The following is an 18614-nucleotide window of genomic DNA, read 5'->3' as shown; positions in this document are numbered from 1 at the left end:
CTTTGACAGTTGTTACAAGCAAAAAGCTTGATGATCCCTGATTTACAAGGATTATCAAGCTTTTTTTGTATTCAAAAAAGTGAGTAATGTTTTTATTTTTTTGTCGCTTTAAAAATTTTTTTCATTTGTTTTGTTTTTATAATCTGGTAGTCTGTACGGAAATCAAATGCCTCATGTAAATCATCAGTAAAGTCAGTTCTCGTATATGTTGGAGTGTAACCCTCCCCCTTTATTTCATGAAAGTTCATATCCTTTAATCCTCTAATTATTTCACTGCAGGTATATTTCTCACCAAGCTTTTTTTCCAATAATCTGTAAATAATTAAGGATATAAAGCAAGTTGTAAAATGTGCTTCTATTCTGTCATCACGGCTTAAATAAACAGGTCTGGCTTTAAATTCACTTTTCATAATTCTAAAACATTCTTCAATCTCCCATCGTCTATTGTTTACTTTAATTATTTCAGAAGCATCATCCTCAAGGTTTGTACATACAGCATAAAACCCATCAAAGGCTTCTTCTTTAGCGATAACCTCTGTATCAATACTGTATATTTCTTTTTCAGCAATTTCTCCATCAGGAGTAAAATTAGTTTTTTTAATAAATCTTCTGCAATCATTCTGATTACATTTTTTTATTTTTGTAGGATTTGAATCTATTGTTTTTTGTGCACGTTCTATCTGTGAATTACGGATTTTTCTTTGATAATCTCTATACTTGATAGAGTACGTCACAATGATTTTTTGTTCAAGGTCATTTTCTTTAATCCAACGTTCTTTGTAAAACATTTTATTTTTAGCTTTCTCATCATCTAGTTTAGAGATGTCATAGGTTTTTACATCGTTAGAGAGGTGCCATTCGTTTGGATCAAGTGCCCATTTTTTTAGATGTGCTTTTAATTTCTTAATTGATTGAGTTGTAATAAATGCTCGTTCTTCCCTGTCGTTAAATTTTCTGTTATTTTTGGACGCTAGACCGGCATCGGTACATACGATAAATTTAGAAAGATTAAAATCAGATAGAATTTTCTTTTCTAAGGGTTTTAGTGTTAATTGTTCATTTGTATTTCCTTTGTTGATGCTAAATGCAAGAGGGATACCGTCTCCATCCATAAATAGGCCCATTTGAATGATTGGGTTTGGTCTATGCTCTTTTGATGGACCGTATTGCTTATCGCCATCTGCCTGTTCAATTTCAAAAAAATAATTGGTGCAATCATAATAAAGTACACCAGTATTTCTCTTAGAAACTTTTAAACTGTTGTTGTACAAGGATGATTGTAAAAAATCCGTTTCCTTAGCAATAACTTCAAGAGCTCTGTATATATGTTGAAGTTCAAAGTTAGGTTGTTCTATAAATCTTGAGGAAAGTTGGTAAGTGGCGAGCTTAGATGAAGGGAAGATTATTCTTCCGTAAATCAATCTGGAGAGTATGGAGTTTAGGTCATATGTAACCTTGTATTTTCCTAACATTTCTTTACATATTTTGTGAAGGCCAAGTTGATAGTATATTTGTTGAAGAAAAAGATAACCACCGTTAAAAGAGCGCTGTTCATCTTTCGTAATGACCTTGGAAGGTGAGTACTTTACCAACACATCAAGCTTTTCTTCCTTCTCTTTTTGATTCAGCTCTGCTATGTATTTCTTTGCCCATTCAATGGGATCCTGGCCGTTTAACTTTTTACTCAAATCATTAACTGTTCCAAGTTTTTCAACAATCTTTGATGAATGTACACCATTCTCATAAGTTGATTTAATTACGTAAAGAGATGTGGAATTTTTTGATTTCGAAATAGACAATCTCATATTAACCCCCCAATCCCTTATATTATAACATAATACTCAATAATACTCAATAGAAATAGGTGAAAAATTGACAAATTTGCAATAAAAAAAGCCCTATTTTCAAGGCTTTTAAGACATGTGTTCATTATTCAACTGTCAAAGACCCGAGCATGGAAACACAGTCCGAAACCCACGAAACTGTGGGGAATGTATCCTTTGGTTCGGGCCTTCACCGGGTAAACATAGTAAACCAGGGTGATGTGGAAGTAATTTTCTTTGATTATGTGCAGGTGGAAGAAACATTTTTTTAGAGTTTTGGAAATTATGACATACTGTTGTCATGTTATCATTGGTATAATGTTAATATAGTTTACTCTAACATTATGTCATAGTGTATAATACTGTCCTGAAAACTGGAAAATAAGCGGTGCCATGGGGACGTTTCCAGCGTCACCGGAGCAAGAGCGGAGGTCCGAAGGCTTGGACGATGGAAACGTCCCCGTGGCTTAGCGGTGTAAGATAAGCAGCCTTTTGTTATAGTAATAATGGGAGTTAGAGTAAAATAATTAGACATCAGGAAATGTTGTTTGAGCAGCAGATATTTTAAGAAAGTCTTTATACGAGGGGATATAAAGTGCAATTTATTCCGGCAAAAACCATCATTTCAGGATATGCTGACAACAATTCCTGGTTTGGTAATAACTACAACATGAATATTTACAAGGGTTGTTGTCATGGCTGCATATATTGTGACAGCCGCAGTGAGTGTTACCATATAGAAAAATTTGATGAGGTAAGGGCAAAAGAAAATGCTCTTGCGATAATTGCCCGTGAGCTTCAATCAAAACGCAAAAAAGGTGTGGTTGGAACTGGAGCAATGAGTGACCCTTATAATCCATTTGAAAAAAAGTATATGCTCACAAGAGGGGCGCTGGAACTGATAGACCGTTATGGTTTTGGTGTATCTATTGCTACTAAAAGTGATTTGATCGCCAGGGATATAGATATTTTAAAAAATATTGCGGTACATTCTCCAGTGCTGATTAAGATGACTATCACCGCGAAAGATGATAAATTGTGTAAAATAATTGAACCCAATGTGGCTCTATCATCGGAAAGATTTGCGACCATAAAAAAACTGACAGACCAAGGTGTTTTTGCTGGAGTATTATTAATGCCGGTACTGCCCTTCATAGAAGATAATGAAGAGAATATCAAAGGCATTATTGAGTATGCATGCAAAAATGGAGCAAAGTTTATATATCCTGCTTTTGGTGTAACCTTAAGGCAGAATCAGAGAGATTGGTATTACCAAAAATTGGAAGATCTCTTTCCAGGCCTTAAAGAAAAATATATTAAGAAATTTGGAAATACCTATGAATGCCGTTCTCCAAAGGGTAATGAGTTATGGAATTTATTCCGAGGCCAATGTGACCAGTTAGGAATTCATTATAAAATGGTTGATATTATTAAATTGTATAAGAAAGGCTATGGTTATAAGCAGCTTTCAATTTTTGATTAAAATATTATTTTGTGAGTTTTTTTCAATTTATGGCAAATCTCTTGTGCAGTTTGCCATAAGTTTTTCAGCCAGTGCTGCCATTTGTTCCGGTGATTCCGTCATCCCGTTATCAAACCAGCGGCGCAGCAGGGCGACGCAGCCGAAGGCAATAAAAGAATAATAGTATTCGTAATACTCATCCTTATCGCTGGCAAAAAGACTTTGCCATTCCTTATTATTTTGTGGACGGCACATATCAATTACCTGGTTTAAGAAGGTGGTTTCTTTTGTTCGAAGAATGGCGATGAAAATTTGAGAATTGGCAGCGAAATATTTAAACGCTTCAAGCAAAACCGGCATCAAGGGTACCTGAGTAAGTTTTCGGTATTTGGTGATGATTCCAATAAAATCATCCATTATTTCTTTTTCTATCTGCTCAAACAAGTCATATAAATCCTTGTAATGTAGATAGAAAGTTCCTCGATTAATATCCGCTATTTCAGTTAATTCGCTTACGGTGATATCCTTTAAGTCCTTTTCCATCAATAGCTGCGTTAGGGTTTTTCGAATAATCACTTTTGTCTTGCGTATGCGTCGATCATCATGTGATTTTTTCATGAGCATTTCTCCTGGTATCAAACAATTTATTCACATATGTCCAATAATCAACATATGGACAGTAATTGACTATTGTTTTTTAAATTATAACTTATTATAATATACAAGAGTCTAAAATTCAACACTTGTTAATTTTGAGTGTTTTTTTGAGGTGAGTAATCTGGAGAAAATTGCTGATACTATATTACGGCAAAAAAACGTAGTGTTAATTGTTTTTTTATTGGTAGCATTGGTTTGTGCAGCATTAATGTCTTTAGTCAATATTAATTACAAGCTCTCCGATTATTTGCCGGAGGATAATCCTTCTACCACAGCTTTGCAGGTTATAGATGAGAATTTTGATGAAGAGATACCAAATCTTTCGATCTTTATTGAAGACATTAGTATTCCTGAAGCTCTTCAAATCAAAGAGCAGATTAAGGAAATGAACGGTGTGGAGAGTGTGCTTTGGCTTGATGACGTGATTGATGTTTATAAGCCACTGGAGATAGAGGATTCTGCCACGGTTGAAGCATGGTATAAGGATGGCGGTGCGCTGTTTTCCGTGTCTGTGAACAAGGATCATCTGGTTGAGCACATCGATTCTTTGACAGAATTTGTTGGAGAGCGTGGAGTGATGGCTGGAGAAGCATTCAATCAGGCCATGGCACAAAGTTCCACCATGGAAGAAATCCCAAAAATTATTCTATTCGTTGTGCCTTTGGTGCTTATAATCTTGTTGTTTTCTACCAGTTCGTGGTTTGAGCCGGTACTTTTTTTGATAACCATTGGAGCTGCTATTTTGATTAATGAGGGTACCAATATTTTTTTAGGTGAAGTATCCTTTGTGACTAGATCCACCAGTTCCATATTACAGCTGGCGGTATCCATGGACTATGCTGTTTTTTTACTGCATAGTTTTGCCCGACTTCGGAAGAAGAATGTGAATATCCAACAGGCCATGTCAAAAGCCATGGTTCAATCCTTTTCCTCCATTTCAGCCAGTGCAATGACAACTATTCTCAGTTTTTTAGTATTGGCATTGATGCGGTTTAAAATCGGGCCCGATATGGGGATGGTGCTGGCTAAAGGTGTATTAACCAGCTTCATTAGTGTAATGGTTCTTTTGCCTGTTTTAGTAATTTCAACTAGCGGGCTGATGGATCGTACTCACCACCGTCCACTGCTGCCTTCTTTTGAAAAATTCAGCAGAGTTGTTGTTCGGCTTTGTATACCCCTGTCCATAATTGTAATGATTATAATGGTTCCTGGTTATTTAGGACAAAAAAATAACCAATTCATCTACGGCTCCTCTGGGATGAACAGTGCTGATTCCCAGGCTAAAATAGACATGGATAAAATTAACAGTGTTTTTGGGGAATCGGTACAGATGGTATTACTGGTTCCTGAAGGTGATATCGTTAAAGAGACACAGTTGGGGAGTGCTTTGGAGCAGTTGGAAAATGTGACCTCTGTGGTGTCCTATTCCCATATGGTAGGGGCTCAAATTCCTGAGGATTTTCTGGCAGCTGATCAACTGGCACATTTTCGTTCCGGTCAATACAGTCGATTGATTCTTTATGTGAACACATCTGATGAGGGTGAAGATGCTTTTCGGGCAGTGGAAGCGGTGCGGGAAACAGCAAAAAACTATTACTGGGAAGAAGATTATCACCTGGTGGGGCAAAGTGTTGTCAATTATGATCTTAAGGATACAATTGTTAAAGATAATCAGGTAGTTAGTATTGCGGTAATTCTAGCCATTGGGTTGGTGCTGCTCTTGACATTCCGCTCCCCATCCATCGCTATAGTTTTACTTTTGGCAATAAAAGGGGCAACCTGGTTGAATCTGAGTATTCCCTATTTTGCCGGTTATCCCCTTAATTATCTTGGTTATCAGATTATTAGTTCTGTGCAATTGGGGGCTACTGTGGATTATGGCATCTTATTTGCACAACAATACACATGGAATCGTAAAATTATGGATAAACGAAGTGCTGCAGGCAGGACGATTTCCGATACAGCGGCTTCAATTCTTACTCCCGCAAGCATTTTAACCATCGCGGGGCTTATGTTGGGTTTAGTCTCCAGCAATGGAATCATTAGTCAAATGGGTGCTATTCTGGGCCGGGGAGCCATGCTGTCCGCCGGGATGGTGTTATTGGTACTGCCGGGAATGCTAATCTTGTTTGATAAGATTATTCAGAAAACCACAGTAAAAACAGCTCATAAGGAGGAAATAGAAGGATGAGACAAGTATGTAAAAAAACAGCTGCCATTGTTTTAGTGGGAATCCTGCTGAGCATTATGCCGGCAAATATTTTAGCGACGGAGCTTGAAATACAACCGCCCAAAGAAGAAGTAATCTATGTTAAACTTTCTTCCGATGGTTCAGTAATAAGTGCCTATGCTGTCAACAGCTTTGAACTGAACCAGGGGGGGCAATTTGTGGATTATGGCGACTATGAAGAAGTACATAACTTAACCACGACAGATAAACTTTCAGTGGTAGACAATGCCGTCAATATTATTGCCCCAAAGGGAAAGTTTTACTATCAAGGGAATCTTAAGAAAGCGGAATTACCATGGAATGTAGCAGTCAGCTACCAGTTGGATGGCGTGCCTATTACAGCGGAAGAGATATCAGGTGCATCTGGAAAACTAAAGATTGAGCTTACTATTAAAGATAATTCATATGCAAATCCTGTTTTTGTAGAGAATTATTCTTTGCAGATTTCTATGACACTGGATACCGACCGCTGCAAAGCTATTGAGGCGGAAAATGCCACCATTGCAATGTCAGGGAAGGATAAAATCATTAATTTTGTTAAAATGCCCGGGGTCAATGGACAGTATATCGTTTCCATGGATGTAATTGATTTTAAGATGGCGGGGATACAAATCAGCGGCATTCCTTTTTCCATGAGCTTTGATTTGCCCGATATCCATGGATTTACCGGCGACCTTTCCTTACTGCAGGACGCCATAAAAGAACTGGATGAAGGTGCTCAGGAGTTAGCGAAGGGTACTGGAGGCCTAAAAGACGGATCTAACCAGTTTCATCGCGGCTTGCAGGATATGCAAGGGGGGATGGAGGATTTGAAGAATGGCCTCAGGCAGCTGACCGGCGGTAATGCTGAATTGGAAAACGGTTCAAAGCAAATCTTAGATGCACTGACCATCATACAGAGTAGTTTAGCCGATTATAACGCTGCCGACATGGATTTTCGTCAATTAACAGAAGGTTCTTCTGCTATTTTGGGTGGAATCAATCAATTGTCCGGAGGGCTGGATGCTTTACAGGGAAGTTTTTCCCAAGTTGACGCAGCTATCAGTCAACAAACCGGGGGTGCTTATCCCGGTCTCAAGCAGGCTAATGAAGCCACTATTGTCTCCTTAAATCAGCAAATAGAGGCGTTATATGCCAATCCCGAAGCTAACGCCCACCAAATTCAGCAGCTCACTATGATTGTCGGACTATTGTCCGCTAATAACCAATTGGTAACAGGATTGAAAACCGGAATCTGCGGCAGCGGCACAGCGGAAAATCCAGGCCTGGCTTCGGGTGCCGGTGCATTAGCGTCCCAATATGTGCAATTTGATGATACAATTCAAGCTATGCCTGTTATGCTAAATGAAATGGTCAGTGGTATTTTGCAGTTGAAAGATGGGATTGACCAACTGACTATGAACTATGGGGTGTTTCATCGTGGAATAGAGCAATATTTATCTGGAACCGCGGCAATATATGATGGATACAGCAGGCTATCTAGTGGTTTTAATGATGTGGTTGCCGGAAGCGCAGATTTAAACTGGGGCGTAAATTCCCTGTTCGATGGTATGCAGGACTTTGCTCATGGCACTATTGAATTGAGACGGGAAACCTCAGATATGGATGTTAAAATTGAGGAAGAAATTGATAATCTTATGTCTGATTTTATACCCGGTGATTTCGAAATGGTATCGTTTACTTCCGCAAAGAATACCGAGGTTAATTTGGTACAATTTGTGATGATGACTGATGGGGTTCAAGCTGAGGAGAATGAAGTAACTGAAACGCCTGAGCCTGTTGAGCAAACCTTGTGGCAGAGAATCTTGGCTCTCTTTGGAATACTCTAAACGATTAACATTATTGTTTTGCGAAAAGCTTATGTAGAAGTGCTGAAAACAAAAAGTTGTTAATAGAGTGCATACAGATTATAATAATTTAATTATTGTAAATCAGGTGACTCTATATTATAATTATTATAGTTTGGGTGGGAAAAAATTTATTTGAAATTATTATTTTTCCATGTTTTATAATTTAATAAAGTATTGCTTCAAGGTGCCTCTAGTTTTTTTGAGGATAATAGGGAACCAGGTGTAAATCCTGGATGGTCGCGCCACTGTAAGCGGGGAGTATGTTTTTTAAATGCCACCGGACTAAAATCTGGGAAGGCCGAAACAGACACTGATCCGTAAGTCAGGAAACCTGCCTTAAGCAGAACACAGATTGCCTTCTTCGCTGGAAAGGGGTGCTGCATATTGCTAAACTGATTTATATAGGTTTAGGTTAAGGTTCCTCAATTTTTAATGAAGAAAATGAGGAATTTTTTTATTTATTTTTTAGGTTTAAGACAGTTTAAATATTATTTAAAGTTGAAGACCGTACTGACTGGAAAACCAGAGGTACCATGGTTATGGTATTTTTGGTTTTTTTTGTGGTTACAAGTTAGTAGAGTATGAATTTTTTCTAGGTACAAGAAGGAGGAAAATGATGTGGGAAATGAGCAGATTCAAATTAATCATCAAATCAACAGCCCTGAACTTTGGGAGGAGATATGGAACAGGGCCAGGGAAGAATCTTTATTGCGACGAAAAAGGAAAAGTCTAAAAGATACGGTAAACCATTGGAATAAAAGGGCGAAAAAATTTGAGAAAAATGTTACGGGAGAAAAAGGCAGGAGAAGGATAGGAAGGGTTTTTAACTGGCTGGAAAACCAGGGAGTAAATTTTGACAATATGAGGGTTCTGGATATTGGGGCCGGGCCTGGTGCTTTTGCCCAGGCTTTTGCCGGGAGAGTGAAGGACGTGGTGGCTCTGGAGCCGGCAGAAGCCATGGTGACTTTTTTAAAAGAGCAGATTGAAATAAATAAAATAAACAATATAAGGGTAATTCAAGATACCTGGGAGGAAGTTAACCTGGAAGAACATAATTTGGAACAACAATTTGACCTGGTTTTTGCTTCCATGAGCCCAGGGATAAATAACAGGGATACTATCGATAAAGCACTGCGCTGTGCCAAAAAATACTGTTTTATTAGTAGTCATGCTGGTAAGAGGCAGAACGATGCCCTGTCGGAACTCTGGCAGACTCTGTATGGCGAAACAATTCCCTCCTGGCCCGGTAATATCGTTTACATTTTTAACTTTCTTTATGCCAGGGGTTTTCAAATGAGTTTTGAAGTATGGGAGGAAAAGCGGATGCAGGAAAATACCCCGGAGGAAGCAGTGTCTTCCTTGAAAGAAGAGCTGCTTTTGTATGGGGTGGAGGATCCTTTTAAAGAGGATGAAAGAATAATAGAATTTGTTAATAATAAGGCGGTAAATGGAATATTTAGACAGGAGCATACAGTCCGTCAGGGTCAGTTATTGATTAAGCTGTAAAAATAATTTGTTAGGCATGTTACTTTTGTCCAATTAGAATATTTGCATAAACACATAAAATTGGGAGGTGGCGTAAATGTCAAGGAAATACTTATTATTATTTTTGGCACTGATTATTTCCGCAGGTCTTCTTTTATTTGGCTGTGGAACAAATCAAGTAAATGATGCTCAAAAACAGGATGCAGCCAATGGTGAAGAGCAGCAGGAGGAGAAAGATGAAGAACAGCAGGTTGATTTGATTAAGTTGAGCGGGGGAGATTGGGGTTATCCCAGTCCGTATGCCCATTATCCCAGGGGCCCTGGAACCCGTAAGATGCGCCTGATTTTTGATACTCTGTTAAATAGTGATGCTGATGGAAACGATTCGCCCAGGTTGGCCAGTGATTGGGAGGTTAGTCCAGATGGCCTGGTCTATACTTTAACCCTTCAGCCCGAGGCAAAGTGGCAGGATGGCCAGCAATTGACAGCTGATGATGTAGTTTTCAGTTATGAATATCAAAATCAGTTTCCCCCGGTTAATGTTGCTGATTTTTCTTCCATAAATAAAGTGGAAACCGTGGATGACAAGACGGTAAAGGTTGAACTGGAACAGCCGGATCCTTTCTTTTTAGAAAATATGCGGAGTTTTACCATTATTCCTAAACATATCTGGGAAGAAGTCACTGACCCCTATAATTTTGTTGCCTCTGAGGCTGTGGTGGGAACAGGGCCTTACAGGTTAACCGATTACAGCAAAGAGCACGGCACCTATCGTTTTGAGGAAAATGAAAGTTACTGGGGGAGTAAGCCCAGAGTTAAGGCCATCGAGCTTATTCCGGTGAGTGAGGATATCATGGCTTTCGAGCAGGGAGCGGTTGACCGTATCAGTGCCACCCCTGATATTTTGCCCAAGTTTGAAAATAACCCGGAGTACCGGGTCATGCAGTATGAAACAACCTGGTCTTATCGGCTTTACTTCAATATGAACCAGCGGCCGGAGTTGGCTGATAAAACTTTGCGCCAAGCCCTGGCTTATGCCATTGACCGTCAGGAGCTGGTGGATATGGTGGAGCGGGGGGCTGCGGTGCCGGGGAACCCGGGGGTTTTACACCCCAGTAATGAACTTTACAACGCTGAAGTGCCTCAATATACCTATAACCGACAGAAGGCAGAAGAACTCTTGGACAGCCTGGGCTATAAAGATAACAATGGAGATGGGATAAGGGAAAATAGTGTAGGTGAGAAGCTGAGTTTCCGGCTGCTGGCTGACGATGGCAGCGTCCGCATTGCAGAGTTAATTAAGCAGCAGCTTGCTCTCATAGGTATAGAGGTTAATGTCCAGGTAACCGACAATATGACCAGGGACGCCCGCTTTGAGGAGGGGGATTTTGAACTTTGTATCAATGGCAGCGGTGGCGTAGAAAATCTTTCAGAAGTTACCACTATTAAAGAAGAGACCAGGGCTACCTCTACCACAGCAGATGTAATAGGTTACAGTAACCCCGAGGTGGACAGGTTGTATTCTGCTCAGGAGAAAGAAACAGATTTAGAAAGAAAAAGGAAACTGATGGAGGAGCTGCAGCAGATTGTGGCGGAAGAGCTGCCCAAGCTTACTATTTACTATAGAAACGACATTTCTGTGCACCGCCCATCGGTATATGACGGCTGGAGTCTGGAAACTTATCATAATGATCACCGGCTGAACTTTGTGGCTGATTAAATGATTTAATAATGATGTAAAGATAAATTATTGTCAGGGCGTCTGCTTCCAGACTATCATTGAAGCGGCTAAGATGAGTATATTGTCAATAGATGGAGGATTATAACGTGAGGCAGAAAAAGACCCCCTTAAGGTTTTTGGAATATGCATTAACAATCTGGATAGTGATTACCTTAAATTTTTTTCTACCCAGGATAATACCCGGTGATCCTTTCCTAATAATTTCTTCAGATGGCCCTGCAGATGAGGAAATTGTCCTGACCCAAGAGCAGCGGGAGTTTTTTTTCAGCTACTACGGCCTGGACAAACCGATGAGTCAGCAGTATGTGTCCTATCTGGGGGAATTGCTTCAAGGAAATTTAGGATACAGCATTTATTACAAGGAGCAGGTGAGCCAGATTGTTTTACGCCGGCTGGGATGGACTGCTTTTATGGTAATTTCGTCATTACTGTTAAGTACCGCTATTGGTACTATCCTGGGCTGCATATCCGCCTGGTATAGGGAGAAATGGCCGGACAAGCTCTTGTTTTTTCAATTAATTGTTTTAGCAGAGATTCCGGTTTTTCTTCTGGGTCTTATTATATTGTTTATATTTGCCGCCGGGTTGGGACTATTCCCTTTGGCAGGGGCCATAACGCATTTTGCCAACTATGATAGCTGGTGGGAAAATCTTTTAGATATTTTACACCATGCTTGTTTACCGGTTATGGCCTTAACCATTTCCCGGATGGGCGGCATGTATCTGCTTGCCAGAAACAGTATGACAACGGTGTTGAAAAAGGATTACCTGCGTACTGCCTGGGCCAAAGGGCTTCCCCAAAAGCGTATTATTTTTCGTCATGCTTTAAGGAATGCCCTGCTTCCTATCGTAACCCGTGTATTCTTAAGCCTTGGAACCCTTATCGGTGGTGCTATATTAGTAGAAAATGTTTTTGCTTATCCAGGGCTGGGGCTTTTAATGAGAGAAGCGGTAAGGCGCCATGATTATCATGTTATACAGGGTATTTTTCTGGTGGTTACCCTGCTTGTTTTATCAGCTAATTTTTTTGCGGATATTGTTTACAGGAAGCTTGACCCAAGGGTTAACGATTATAGTAAGAAACATGGAGGTTAATTGTGGCCGCAATACATGAATTTTTGCTGAAAGTATTAAAAATGGTAGATGAGTTTTCCCTGCTGGGGAAAGCAAGCCTTTTTTTAATTTTGCTTATCTTTTTGGCAGCTATTTTTGCTCCTTATATCTCAATTCATCCTCATAACTTTACCTCGGGTCCAGCTCTTTCTCCGCCGAGAGGAGTGCACCTTCTGGGCACCGACGATTTGGGTGTTGACCTTTGGGCTCAAATTTGTTATGGGGCCAGGGTCAGTCTGCTCATAGGTTTTGGTGCAGCTTTTTTGGCAGCTCTGGGTGGCGGCCTTATAGGTATTATTGCAGGATACCTGGGCGGGTGGATGGATAAGGTGATTATGAGGTTAATTGATGTGATGATAGTGCTGCCGGATTTTCCGCTGATGATTGTGCTGGCCGCTTTTTTGGGGCCCAGTCTTCTAAATATTATTTTAGTGTTGGCTTTGTTTTCCTGGGTTTTCCCCGCTAGAATTGTCCGTTCACAGGTATTGATGTTAAAGGAACATAGTTATATCAAATCAGCGGAGACATATGGTGCCGGTGCCTGGTACCTGATGAGGAAACACTTTTTTCCGGAAGTTTTTCCTTTGTTGGCAGTGAATATGATCAGGCTTACAGGGAGGGCCATTGTTTCTGAAGCGGGACTCTCTTTTTTGGGTTTGGGAGACCCTACATCCAAAAGCTGGGGTTTAATTATCAATCATGCTACCAGTTTCCGGGGAATATATTATACAGAATTTTGGAAGTGGTGGTTGCTATATCCATGGTTAGCTTTAACGATAATAGTAATTTCCCTGGCTTTTATTAGTCGTGAGTTGGAAAGAATAGTTGACCCCCGCATTAGGAGTTAACAATTTTCTTGAAGGAGGAGCCGATTTGACTGTTGAAAGTAAGTATTTATTGGAAATGAAAAACTTTTCTATTACCTATGATTGTGTGCATCCGCCGGTAAAAGCCGTTGATGGTTTTTCCTTGCAGCTTAGAAGACAAGAGAGTGTGGGGATTATTGGGGAATCCGGGTGCGGTAAAAGTTCTCTGGCCTTAGGTATTATGGGCCTGATCAAGGAGGGTGTCGTCGCAGGTGAGATGATTTACAACGGACAAAAGTTGACGGGGCTGCCGGAAAGTGAAATGAGGAAGTACCGTTGGAAAGATATTGCCCTGGTATTCCAAAATTCCCTGGAGGTACTTAATCCCGTACTTACCATAAAAGAGCAAATAGGAGAGCCATTAAAAACTCATTATAACTTTTCTTCTGTGGAGATTGACCAAAAAGTAGTAAAGCTATTAGAAATGGTGGGGCTGGACCCGCAGTGGAGGAAACATTACCCGCATCAACTATCAGGGGGGATGAGGCAGCGAGTGCTGTTGGCCATGGCCTTATCCTGTGACCCGGAATTAATAATTGTTGATGAGCCTACTACTGCCTTAGACCCTTTAAGTAAAAATGAGATTTTACAGTTACTGCAAAGCTTACAAAAAAAGTTGGGCTTTACAATGGTTATAATATCACATGATTTGGGAGTAGTTAAAAATCTTACTTCCAGGGTTATAGCCATGTACTGCGGACGGGTAATTGAGACGGGAATTACTTCGGAAGTGCTTAAGAACCCTATGCATTGTTATACCCGGGGCCTGCTTAATTCTTCTTCTAATCTTTTTAAATACAAGGACCTGTGGGGGCTTGAAGGAGAACCTTCCTTAGGAAGCTCTTTAGAGGGCTGTTCTTTTTATCCCCGCTGCTGCCAGGGGGAAGAAAGCTGCAGCTATACCAGGCCTTCTCTGGAATATGTAGCTTTGGAACGCATGGTAGCGTGTAACAAAGGAGGCATTGAAACCTTTCTCCAGGCTGTGGGCATTAGAAAGACATATAAGATGAAAGATATGGAAATTAAGGCTGTAAATGACGTCAGCCTGGAAGTAAGAAGCGGTGAAGTTATAGCTTTGGTAGGTGAATCCGGTTCCGGCAAATCTACCCTGGCTCATATATTAGCAGGGGTATTACCGGCAGATGCGGGTCAGATATATTTTAAAAACAAAAAGGTGGAGGGAAGATGGGTCACCAAGATGCTGGAGGGGATGCAGATAATTTTCCAAGATCCCTTTTCTGCCACAAGTAATCGTATGAGTGTGCTGGAAGTGGTGAAAGAACCCCTGGACATAATTAAATGGGGCAGTAAAAAAGAAAGAGAAGAAGAGGTAATTAAGGTTTTAGAGACGGTCCAATTGCCCGTTTCTAAAGATTTTTTAAATCGTTATTGTTACACTTTAAGTGGTGGACAGCGTCAGCGTTTGGCCATTGCACGGGCACTGGTAACAAAGCCCAAATTGTTAATTGCCGATGAAGTGACTTCTATGCTAGACCCTTCAACCCAGGCTAACCTTTTAAGAGAGCTCAAGGGACTTCAAAACAAGCAGGGGTTTGCTATGTTATATATTACCCACGATCTGCATCTGGCCCGGAAAGCTGCTGATAAAGCTTATGTTATGTATCAAGGGGAAATTGTGGAACAAGGTGTATCTTTTGAAATATTTGAAAACCCGGAACACGTTTATACAAAACAACTATTGAGGGAGTCCTTCAGAGATTTGGTTTAAATTAATCTGATTTACCTTATTGTTTACCTTACATAGATAATTGGAGGCTTAAAATAATGTTATACAAACTTTTGAAGTTGGCCCGACCTTCTGTGTTATTGCTTTCATTAACGCTACTTTTGATAATTCTGTCAACAGTTTCCGGCCTGGTTTCCCCCTGGGTAATTCGTTACTCTATAGATAATTTTATTTTAACAGGAAGGGAAAATTTACTGGGGATGGCGGCATTGGCTATTATCGGGTTTTCTCTCCTGCAGATTGTTTTTAATTTTGGGGCCCGATATCTGGCAGAATATGTGGGGCAGAATTCCCTTTTTCGGCTGCGTAATACCATGTACCGTCATTTAAACCAATTATCTTTTTCATTTTTTGACGGTGCCGGCACCGGGGATATCATGTCCCGGCTTACGGTAGATACCAATATCTTGAATAATTTTTTTGGTTTTGCCCTGGTCAATATTGCTGCTAATTTAATGACTATAACCGGAATTGTGGCCGTCATGTTTTATTGGGATTGGCAGTTGGGATTAGCCTTTTTATTAATTACACCGGCCATAGCCCATGGTATTTTAACTTATGCCCGCAAAGTTCATCCAGCTTATTCCAGGATATATAAGCAGTTAGGGAAAATGAGCAGTACTCTGGAAGAAAGTTTAATGGGGATTACACTGGTTAAGTTAACCGGCAGCGAAGAGCATGAATTAAATAAATTCAAGAAGCAAAACAAAGAGTATCTTTCAACTACTTTGGGTGTGTTAAAAATATCAGCGCTGTGGCAGCCTTATGTACAATTTTTAACCGCCTTGGCTACTGCGGTGGCCTTGTGGAGCGGTGGCCGGGCAGTTATAGAGGGGCGGGTTTCCCAGGGTGTGCTGGTGGGGTTCATAACTTATATGGGGATGCTGGTCAGGCCCATCCGCATGAGTGGAAGAATGGTGGGGATAGTAACCCAGTCAGCTGCAGCAGGGAAGCGAATCCTGGAGGTATTGGATTGGGAATCCGATATTAAAGATGCTCCTGATGCTTATTCCCTGCCCCCGGTAGAGGGCAGGGTTAGTTATGAAGGCGTGGACTTTTCATATGACGGCAAGAATCAGATATTAAAGGATATAAATTTTACCATAGAACCTGGACAAACAATTGCATTGGTGGGGCCTACGGGTACCGGTAAAACTACCCTGGTACATTTATTAACTAGATTTTACGATCCAGAAAAGGGCAGAATTTTAATTGATGGCCATGATATTAAAAAAGTTACTCTGGAAAGTTTGCGAAAGCAAATTGGCGTTGTGCTTCAAGATGCTTTTATTTTTAATACTTCTATCCGAGAAAATATTGCTTATGGTAAACCTTCTGCTTCTTCTGCAGAAATTGAAAGGGCTGCTAAGCTGGCCCAGATTCATGACTATATTTCTACTCTACCCATGGGTTATGAGACTCTGGTGGGCACCAGGGGGATGACCTTATCCGGCGGGGAAAGGCAGCGGCTGGCTGTGGCCAGAGTGATTCTTACGGACCCAAAGCTGCTGATTTTAGACGAAGCCACCTCTGAGCTGGATGCACAAACAGAGGGAGCTTTACATACAGCGTTGCAGGAAGTAGTCAAGAACCGGACAGTTTTTATAATAGCTCACCGGCTGTGGACAGTACAGAATGCAGATAAAATACTGGTGCTTTCCCGGGGCAGGGTGGTTGAGTCAGGTAGTCATAAAGAACTCCTGGGTTCAGGAGGAATGTATGATAAGTTTTATAATCATTTTCTGCAGAACAAAAATTTTCCCCGTGATGACAATTATTGGGAAGGGGGGCAGGTATAATGAAAGGAGAAGGATTCTTTCAGAAGTATTCCTCCCGTCAGGAAAAAAACTTTCGATTTTCTAACTTGAATACCGGTGCTTTACGGTTTTTCCTGGCATACCTTAAACCCCACTATCCATGTTTGTTGGGTGCTCTGGCTGCTGCACTGCTGGTGACTGTTTGTACTGCCGCTGCTCCTTACCTGGTTATGCAAGGAATAGATAGGTACATTGACGGGGGTGATTTACATGGGCTAACGGTATTAACGCTTTTCTACATTGGAATTAACGGTCTTTTATGGGTTGGTTCCTACTGGCAGTCATATCTGGCCGGAGTTGTTGGGGAGAAAGTCGTTTTTAAAATACGTCAGGATTTCTTTGCCCATCTGGAAAGATTATCCCTGGACTTTTTTGTAAAACAATCTCCCGGTGGGATTATGTCCAGGCTGATTAATGATGTTAATATTTTATCGGACCTTATATCCACAGGATTGGTGGAGCTAATTGGCGATCTTTTTATTATCATCGCTATAATGGGGATGATGCTGGCCCTTAATACAAACCTTGCTTTACTGAGTTTTATTACAATTCCTATAATTTATATTTTCACCGTGTATTTCGGGAAAAAATTGCGGGAGGCCTTTCATGAGGTCAGGGCAAAAATAGCTGAAATTAACTCAGAGCTGCAGGAAAACATTACTGCCAGCAAAGTGGTCCAATCCATGTACCGCAAGGAGACAAATATTGAGAAGTTTGAAACAATTAATTTTGATAATATGAAAGCTAACCTTAGGGCTATGGGTATTTTTGCTCTGTTTTTCCCTCTGGTATTTTTAATCGGCAGCCTGGGCACAGCCCTAGTTTTATGGTACGGTGGAAATCTTGCCGCTGGGGGCCTGGTAAGTGTTGGCCTGCTGGTAGCTTTTTTGCAGTATGTGGAAAGATTTCATCGTCCTATACGGGAAATCAGCCAGATGTTCAACGTTATTCAATCAGCGGCGGCTTCTCTAGACAGGATATATGAATATCTGCAGATGAAGCCCCAGGTAGTGGAACCTGATGGCATTATATCTATTAAAGAGGATGGAATTACACAAATAAAATATGAGGGGAAAGTTGAATTCTCGGATGTCAGTTTTGCCTATGAAAATGACCGGCCCGTGCTTCAAAAAATCAACATGCATTTTGAGCCGGGCAGCACAGCAGCAATAGTTGGGCTTACCGGGGCAGGCAAAACTACAATAGTAAGCCTTTTGGCCCATCTTTATGAAGTGCAGGAGGGGCAGATTTTTATTGATGGGGTGGATATCAGGAAAATTCCTTCGGTGAGCTTGAGAAATATTTTGGCGGTTGTCCCTCAGGATCCCTTTTTGTTTTCTACTACAGTTATGGACAACATACGTTATGGTAATCCATCGGCATCTGATGAAACGGTGATTAGTGCAGCAGAGTCCCTGGGGGTTCATCAGCTGCTAATGAAGCTGCCTGAAGGGTACATGACAAAAGTGGGCCGCCGGGGTGAGCGTCTTTCTGGTGGGCAGAAGCAGTTAATTGCTCTGGTCAGGGTGTTTCTATCTAACCCCCGGATTCTGGTGCTGGATGAAGCTACTTCCAGCCTGGACAGTTCTACCGAAGCCATTCTTAAGAAGGCACTGAAGCTTATGCTCAAAGGCCGAACCGGTATTATCATAGCCCATCGTTTTGTGCTGTTGGATTTAGCGGATCAGGTCTTTGTCCTGAAAGAGGGAAATATCGAAGCATCAGGTCAGCAGGAACAGGTGCTTATGAAGAGTGAATTATTTAGGGAACTGTATGAAAGTCAGATGTTTTTAGAGAAAGTAGAAAGCGAACACTAACAGTATA

General features: G+C 40.8%; 13 protein-coding genes and 1 riboswitch. Of the genes, 11 read left to right on the top strand and 2 right to left on the bottom strand.

Annotation, left to right across the window (positions count from 1 at the left end):
* Positions 1 to 92: 92 nt before the first annotated feature.
* Positions 93 to 1805: an IS1634 family transposase gene (locus HUE98_RS13605; RefSeq protein ID WP_241420966.1), complete on the bottom strand. Its 1713-nt coding sequence runs from the start codon at positions 1803 to 1805 to the stop codon at positions 93 to 95.
* A gap of 149 nt (positions 1806 to 1954) precedes the next feature.
* Here HUE98_RS13605 and HUE98_RS13600 point away from each other — a divergent pair, with 149 nt between their 5' ends.
* Together HUE98_RS13600 and HUE98_RS13595 are read left to right on the top strand one after the other, a co-directional pair.
* Positions 1955 to 2095 carry a hypothetical protein gene (locus HUE98_RS13600; RefSeq protein ID WP_241421165.1) on the top strand — a complete coding sequence of 47 codons (141 nt, stop codon included), beginning with the start codon at positions 1955 to 1957 and terminating at the stop codon, positions 2093 to 2095.
* A gap of 323 nt (positions 2096 to 2418) precedes the next feature.
* On the top strand, positions 2419 to 3306 hold the full coding sequence (locus HUE98_RS13595; RefSeq protein WP_241421164.1) for an SPL family radical SAM protein: 888 nt from the start codon (positions 2419 to 2421) through the stop codon (positions 3304 to 3306).
* Positions 3307 to 3333: 27 nt separating this feature from the next.
* On the opposite strand, the gene HUE98_RS13590 is transcribed toward HUE98_RS13595, so the two are convergent.
* Positions 3334 to 3903: a TetR/AcrR family transcriptional regulator gene (locus HUE98_RS13590; protein ID WP_241421163.1), complete on the bottom strand. Its 570-nt coding sequence runs from the start codon at positions 3901 to 3903 to the stop codon at positions 3334 to 3336.
* 151 nt (positions 3904 to 4054) lie between these two features.
* Here HUE98_RS13590 and HUE98_RS13585 point away from each other — a divergent pair, with 151 nt between their 5' ends.
* The 9 genes from HUE98_RS13585 (at position 4055) to HUE98_RS13545 (ending at position 18607) form a co-directional block, all read left to right on the top strand.
* Positions 4055 to 6133, top strand: a complete 2079-nt coding sequence (locus HUE98_RS13585) for an efflux RND transporter permease subunit (RefSeq protein ID WP_241421162.1) — start codon at positions 4055 to 4057, stop codon at positions 6131 to 6133.
* Positions 6130 to 8001 carry a hypothetical protein gene (locus tag HUE98_RS13580; RefSeq protein WP_241421161.1) on the top strand — a complete coding sequence of 624 codons (1872 nt, stop codon included), beginning with the start codon at positions 6130 to 6132 and terminating at the stop codon, positions 7999 to 8001. The genes HUE98_RS13585 and HUE98_RS13580 overlap by 4 nt, the downstream gene beginning before the upstream one ends.
* A 186-nt stretch (positions 8002 to 8187) precedes the next feature.
* A riboswitch (cobalamin riboswitch) is annotated at positions 8188 to 8375 on the top strand.
* 265 nt (positions 8376 to 8640) lie between these two features.
* Entirely contained in the window at positions 8641 to 9528 is an 888-nt protein-coding gene (locus HUE98_RS13575) for a class I SAM-dependent methyltransferase (protein ID WP_241421160.1), read from the top strand.
* Positions 9529 to 9604: 76 nt separating this feature from the next.
* On the top strand, positions 9605 to 11227 hold the full coding sequence (locus HUE98_RS13570) for an ABC transporter substrate-binding protein (RefSeq protein ID WP_241421159.1): 1623 nt from the start codon (positions 9605 to 9607) through the stop codon (positions 11225 to 11227).
* 107 nt (positions 11228 to 11334) lie between these two features.
* Positions 11335 to 12342 (top strand): ABC transporter permease, encoded by a 1008-nt coding sequence (locus tag HUE98_RS13565; RefSeq protein WP_320415617.1) that lies wholly within the window; start codon positions 11335 to 11337, stop codon positions 12340 to 12342.
* A 41-nt stretch (positions 12343 to 12383) separates the two neighbouring features.
* The gene (locus tag HUE98_RS13560) at positions 12384 to 13208 is read left to right on the top strand and encodes an ABC transporter permease (RefSeq protein ID WP_241423565.1); all 825 of its coding nucleotides are present in this window, start codon (positions 12384 to 12386) and stop codon (positions 13206 to 13208) included.
* A 55-nt stretch (positions 13209 to 13263) separates the two neighbouring features.
* The gene (locus HUE98_RS13555) at positions 13264 to 14955 is read left to right on the top strand and encodes an ABC transporter ATP-binding protein (protein ID WP_407080322.1); all 1692 of its coding nucleotides are present in this window, start codon (positions 13264 to 13266) and stop codon (positions 14953 to 14955) included.
* Between the two features lie 56 nt (positions 14956 to 15011).
* On the top strand, positions 15012 to 16772 hold the full coding sequence (locus tag HUE98_RS13550) for an ABC transporter ATP-binding protein (protein ID WP_241421156.1): 1761 nt from the start codon (positions 15012 to 15014) through the stop codon (positions 16770 to 16772).
* Positions 16772 to 18607, top strand: coding sequence for an ABC transporter ATP-binding protein (locus HUE98_RS13545; RefSeq protein ID WP_241421155.1), 1836 nt, complete (start codon positions 16772 to 16774; stop codon positions 18605 to 18607). Before HUE98_RS13550 ends, HUE98_RS13545 begins: the two co-directional genes overlap by 1 nt.
* Positions 18608 to 18614 lie beyond the last annotated feature (7 nt).

Origin of the sequence: Candidatus Contubernalis alkalaceticus, assembly GCF_022558445.1 — a bacterium.
GTDB classification, from domain to species: Bacteria; Bacillota; Dethiobacteria; order SKNC01; family SKNC01; genus Contubernalis; species Contubernalis alkaliaceticus.
This window is presented reverse-complemented; position numbering and strand designations above follow the sequence as displayed.

Coding starts and splice junctions, on each gene's coding strand:
- HUE98_RS13605 (WP_241420966.1), bottom strand. CDS start 1,805: ATGAGATTGTCTATTTCGAAATCAAAAAATTCCACATCTCTTTACGTA.
- HUE98_RS13600 (WP_241421165.1), top strand. CDS start 1,955: ATGGAAACACAGTCCGAAACCCACGAAACTGTGGGGAATGTATCCTTT.
- HUE98_RS13590 (WP_241421163.1), bottom strand. CDS start 3,903: ATGAAAAAATCACATGATGATCGACGCATACGCAAGACAAAAGTGATT.
- HUE98_RS13580 (WP_241421161.1), top strand. CDS start 6,130: ATGAGACAAGTATGTAAAAAAACAGCTGCCATTGTTTTAGTGGGAATC.
- HUE98_RS13570 (WP_241421159.1), top strand. CDS start 9,605: ATGTCAAGGAAATACTTATTATTATTTTTGGCACTGATTATTTCCGCA.
- HUE98_RS13560 (WP_241423565.1), top strand. CDS start 12,384: ATGGTAGATGAGTTTTCCCTGCTGGGGAAAGCAAGCCTTTTTTTAATT.
- HUE98_RS13555 (WP_407080322.1), top strand. CDS start 13,264: ATGAAAAACTTTTCTATTACCTATGATTGTGTGCATCCGCCGGTAAAA.
- HUE98_RS13550 (WP_241421156.1), top strand. CDS start 15,012: ATGTTATACAAACTTTTGAAGTTGGCCCGACCTTCTGTGTTATTGCTT.
- HUE98_RS13545 (WP_241421155.1), top strand. CDS start 16,772: ATGAAAGGAGAAGGATTCTTTCAGAAGTATTCCTCCCGTCAGGAAAAA.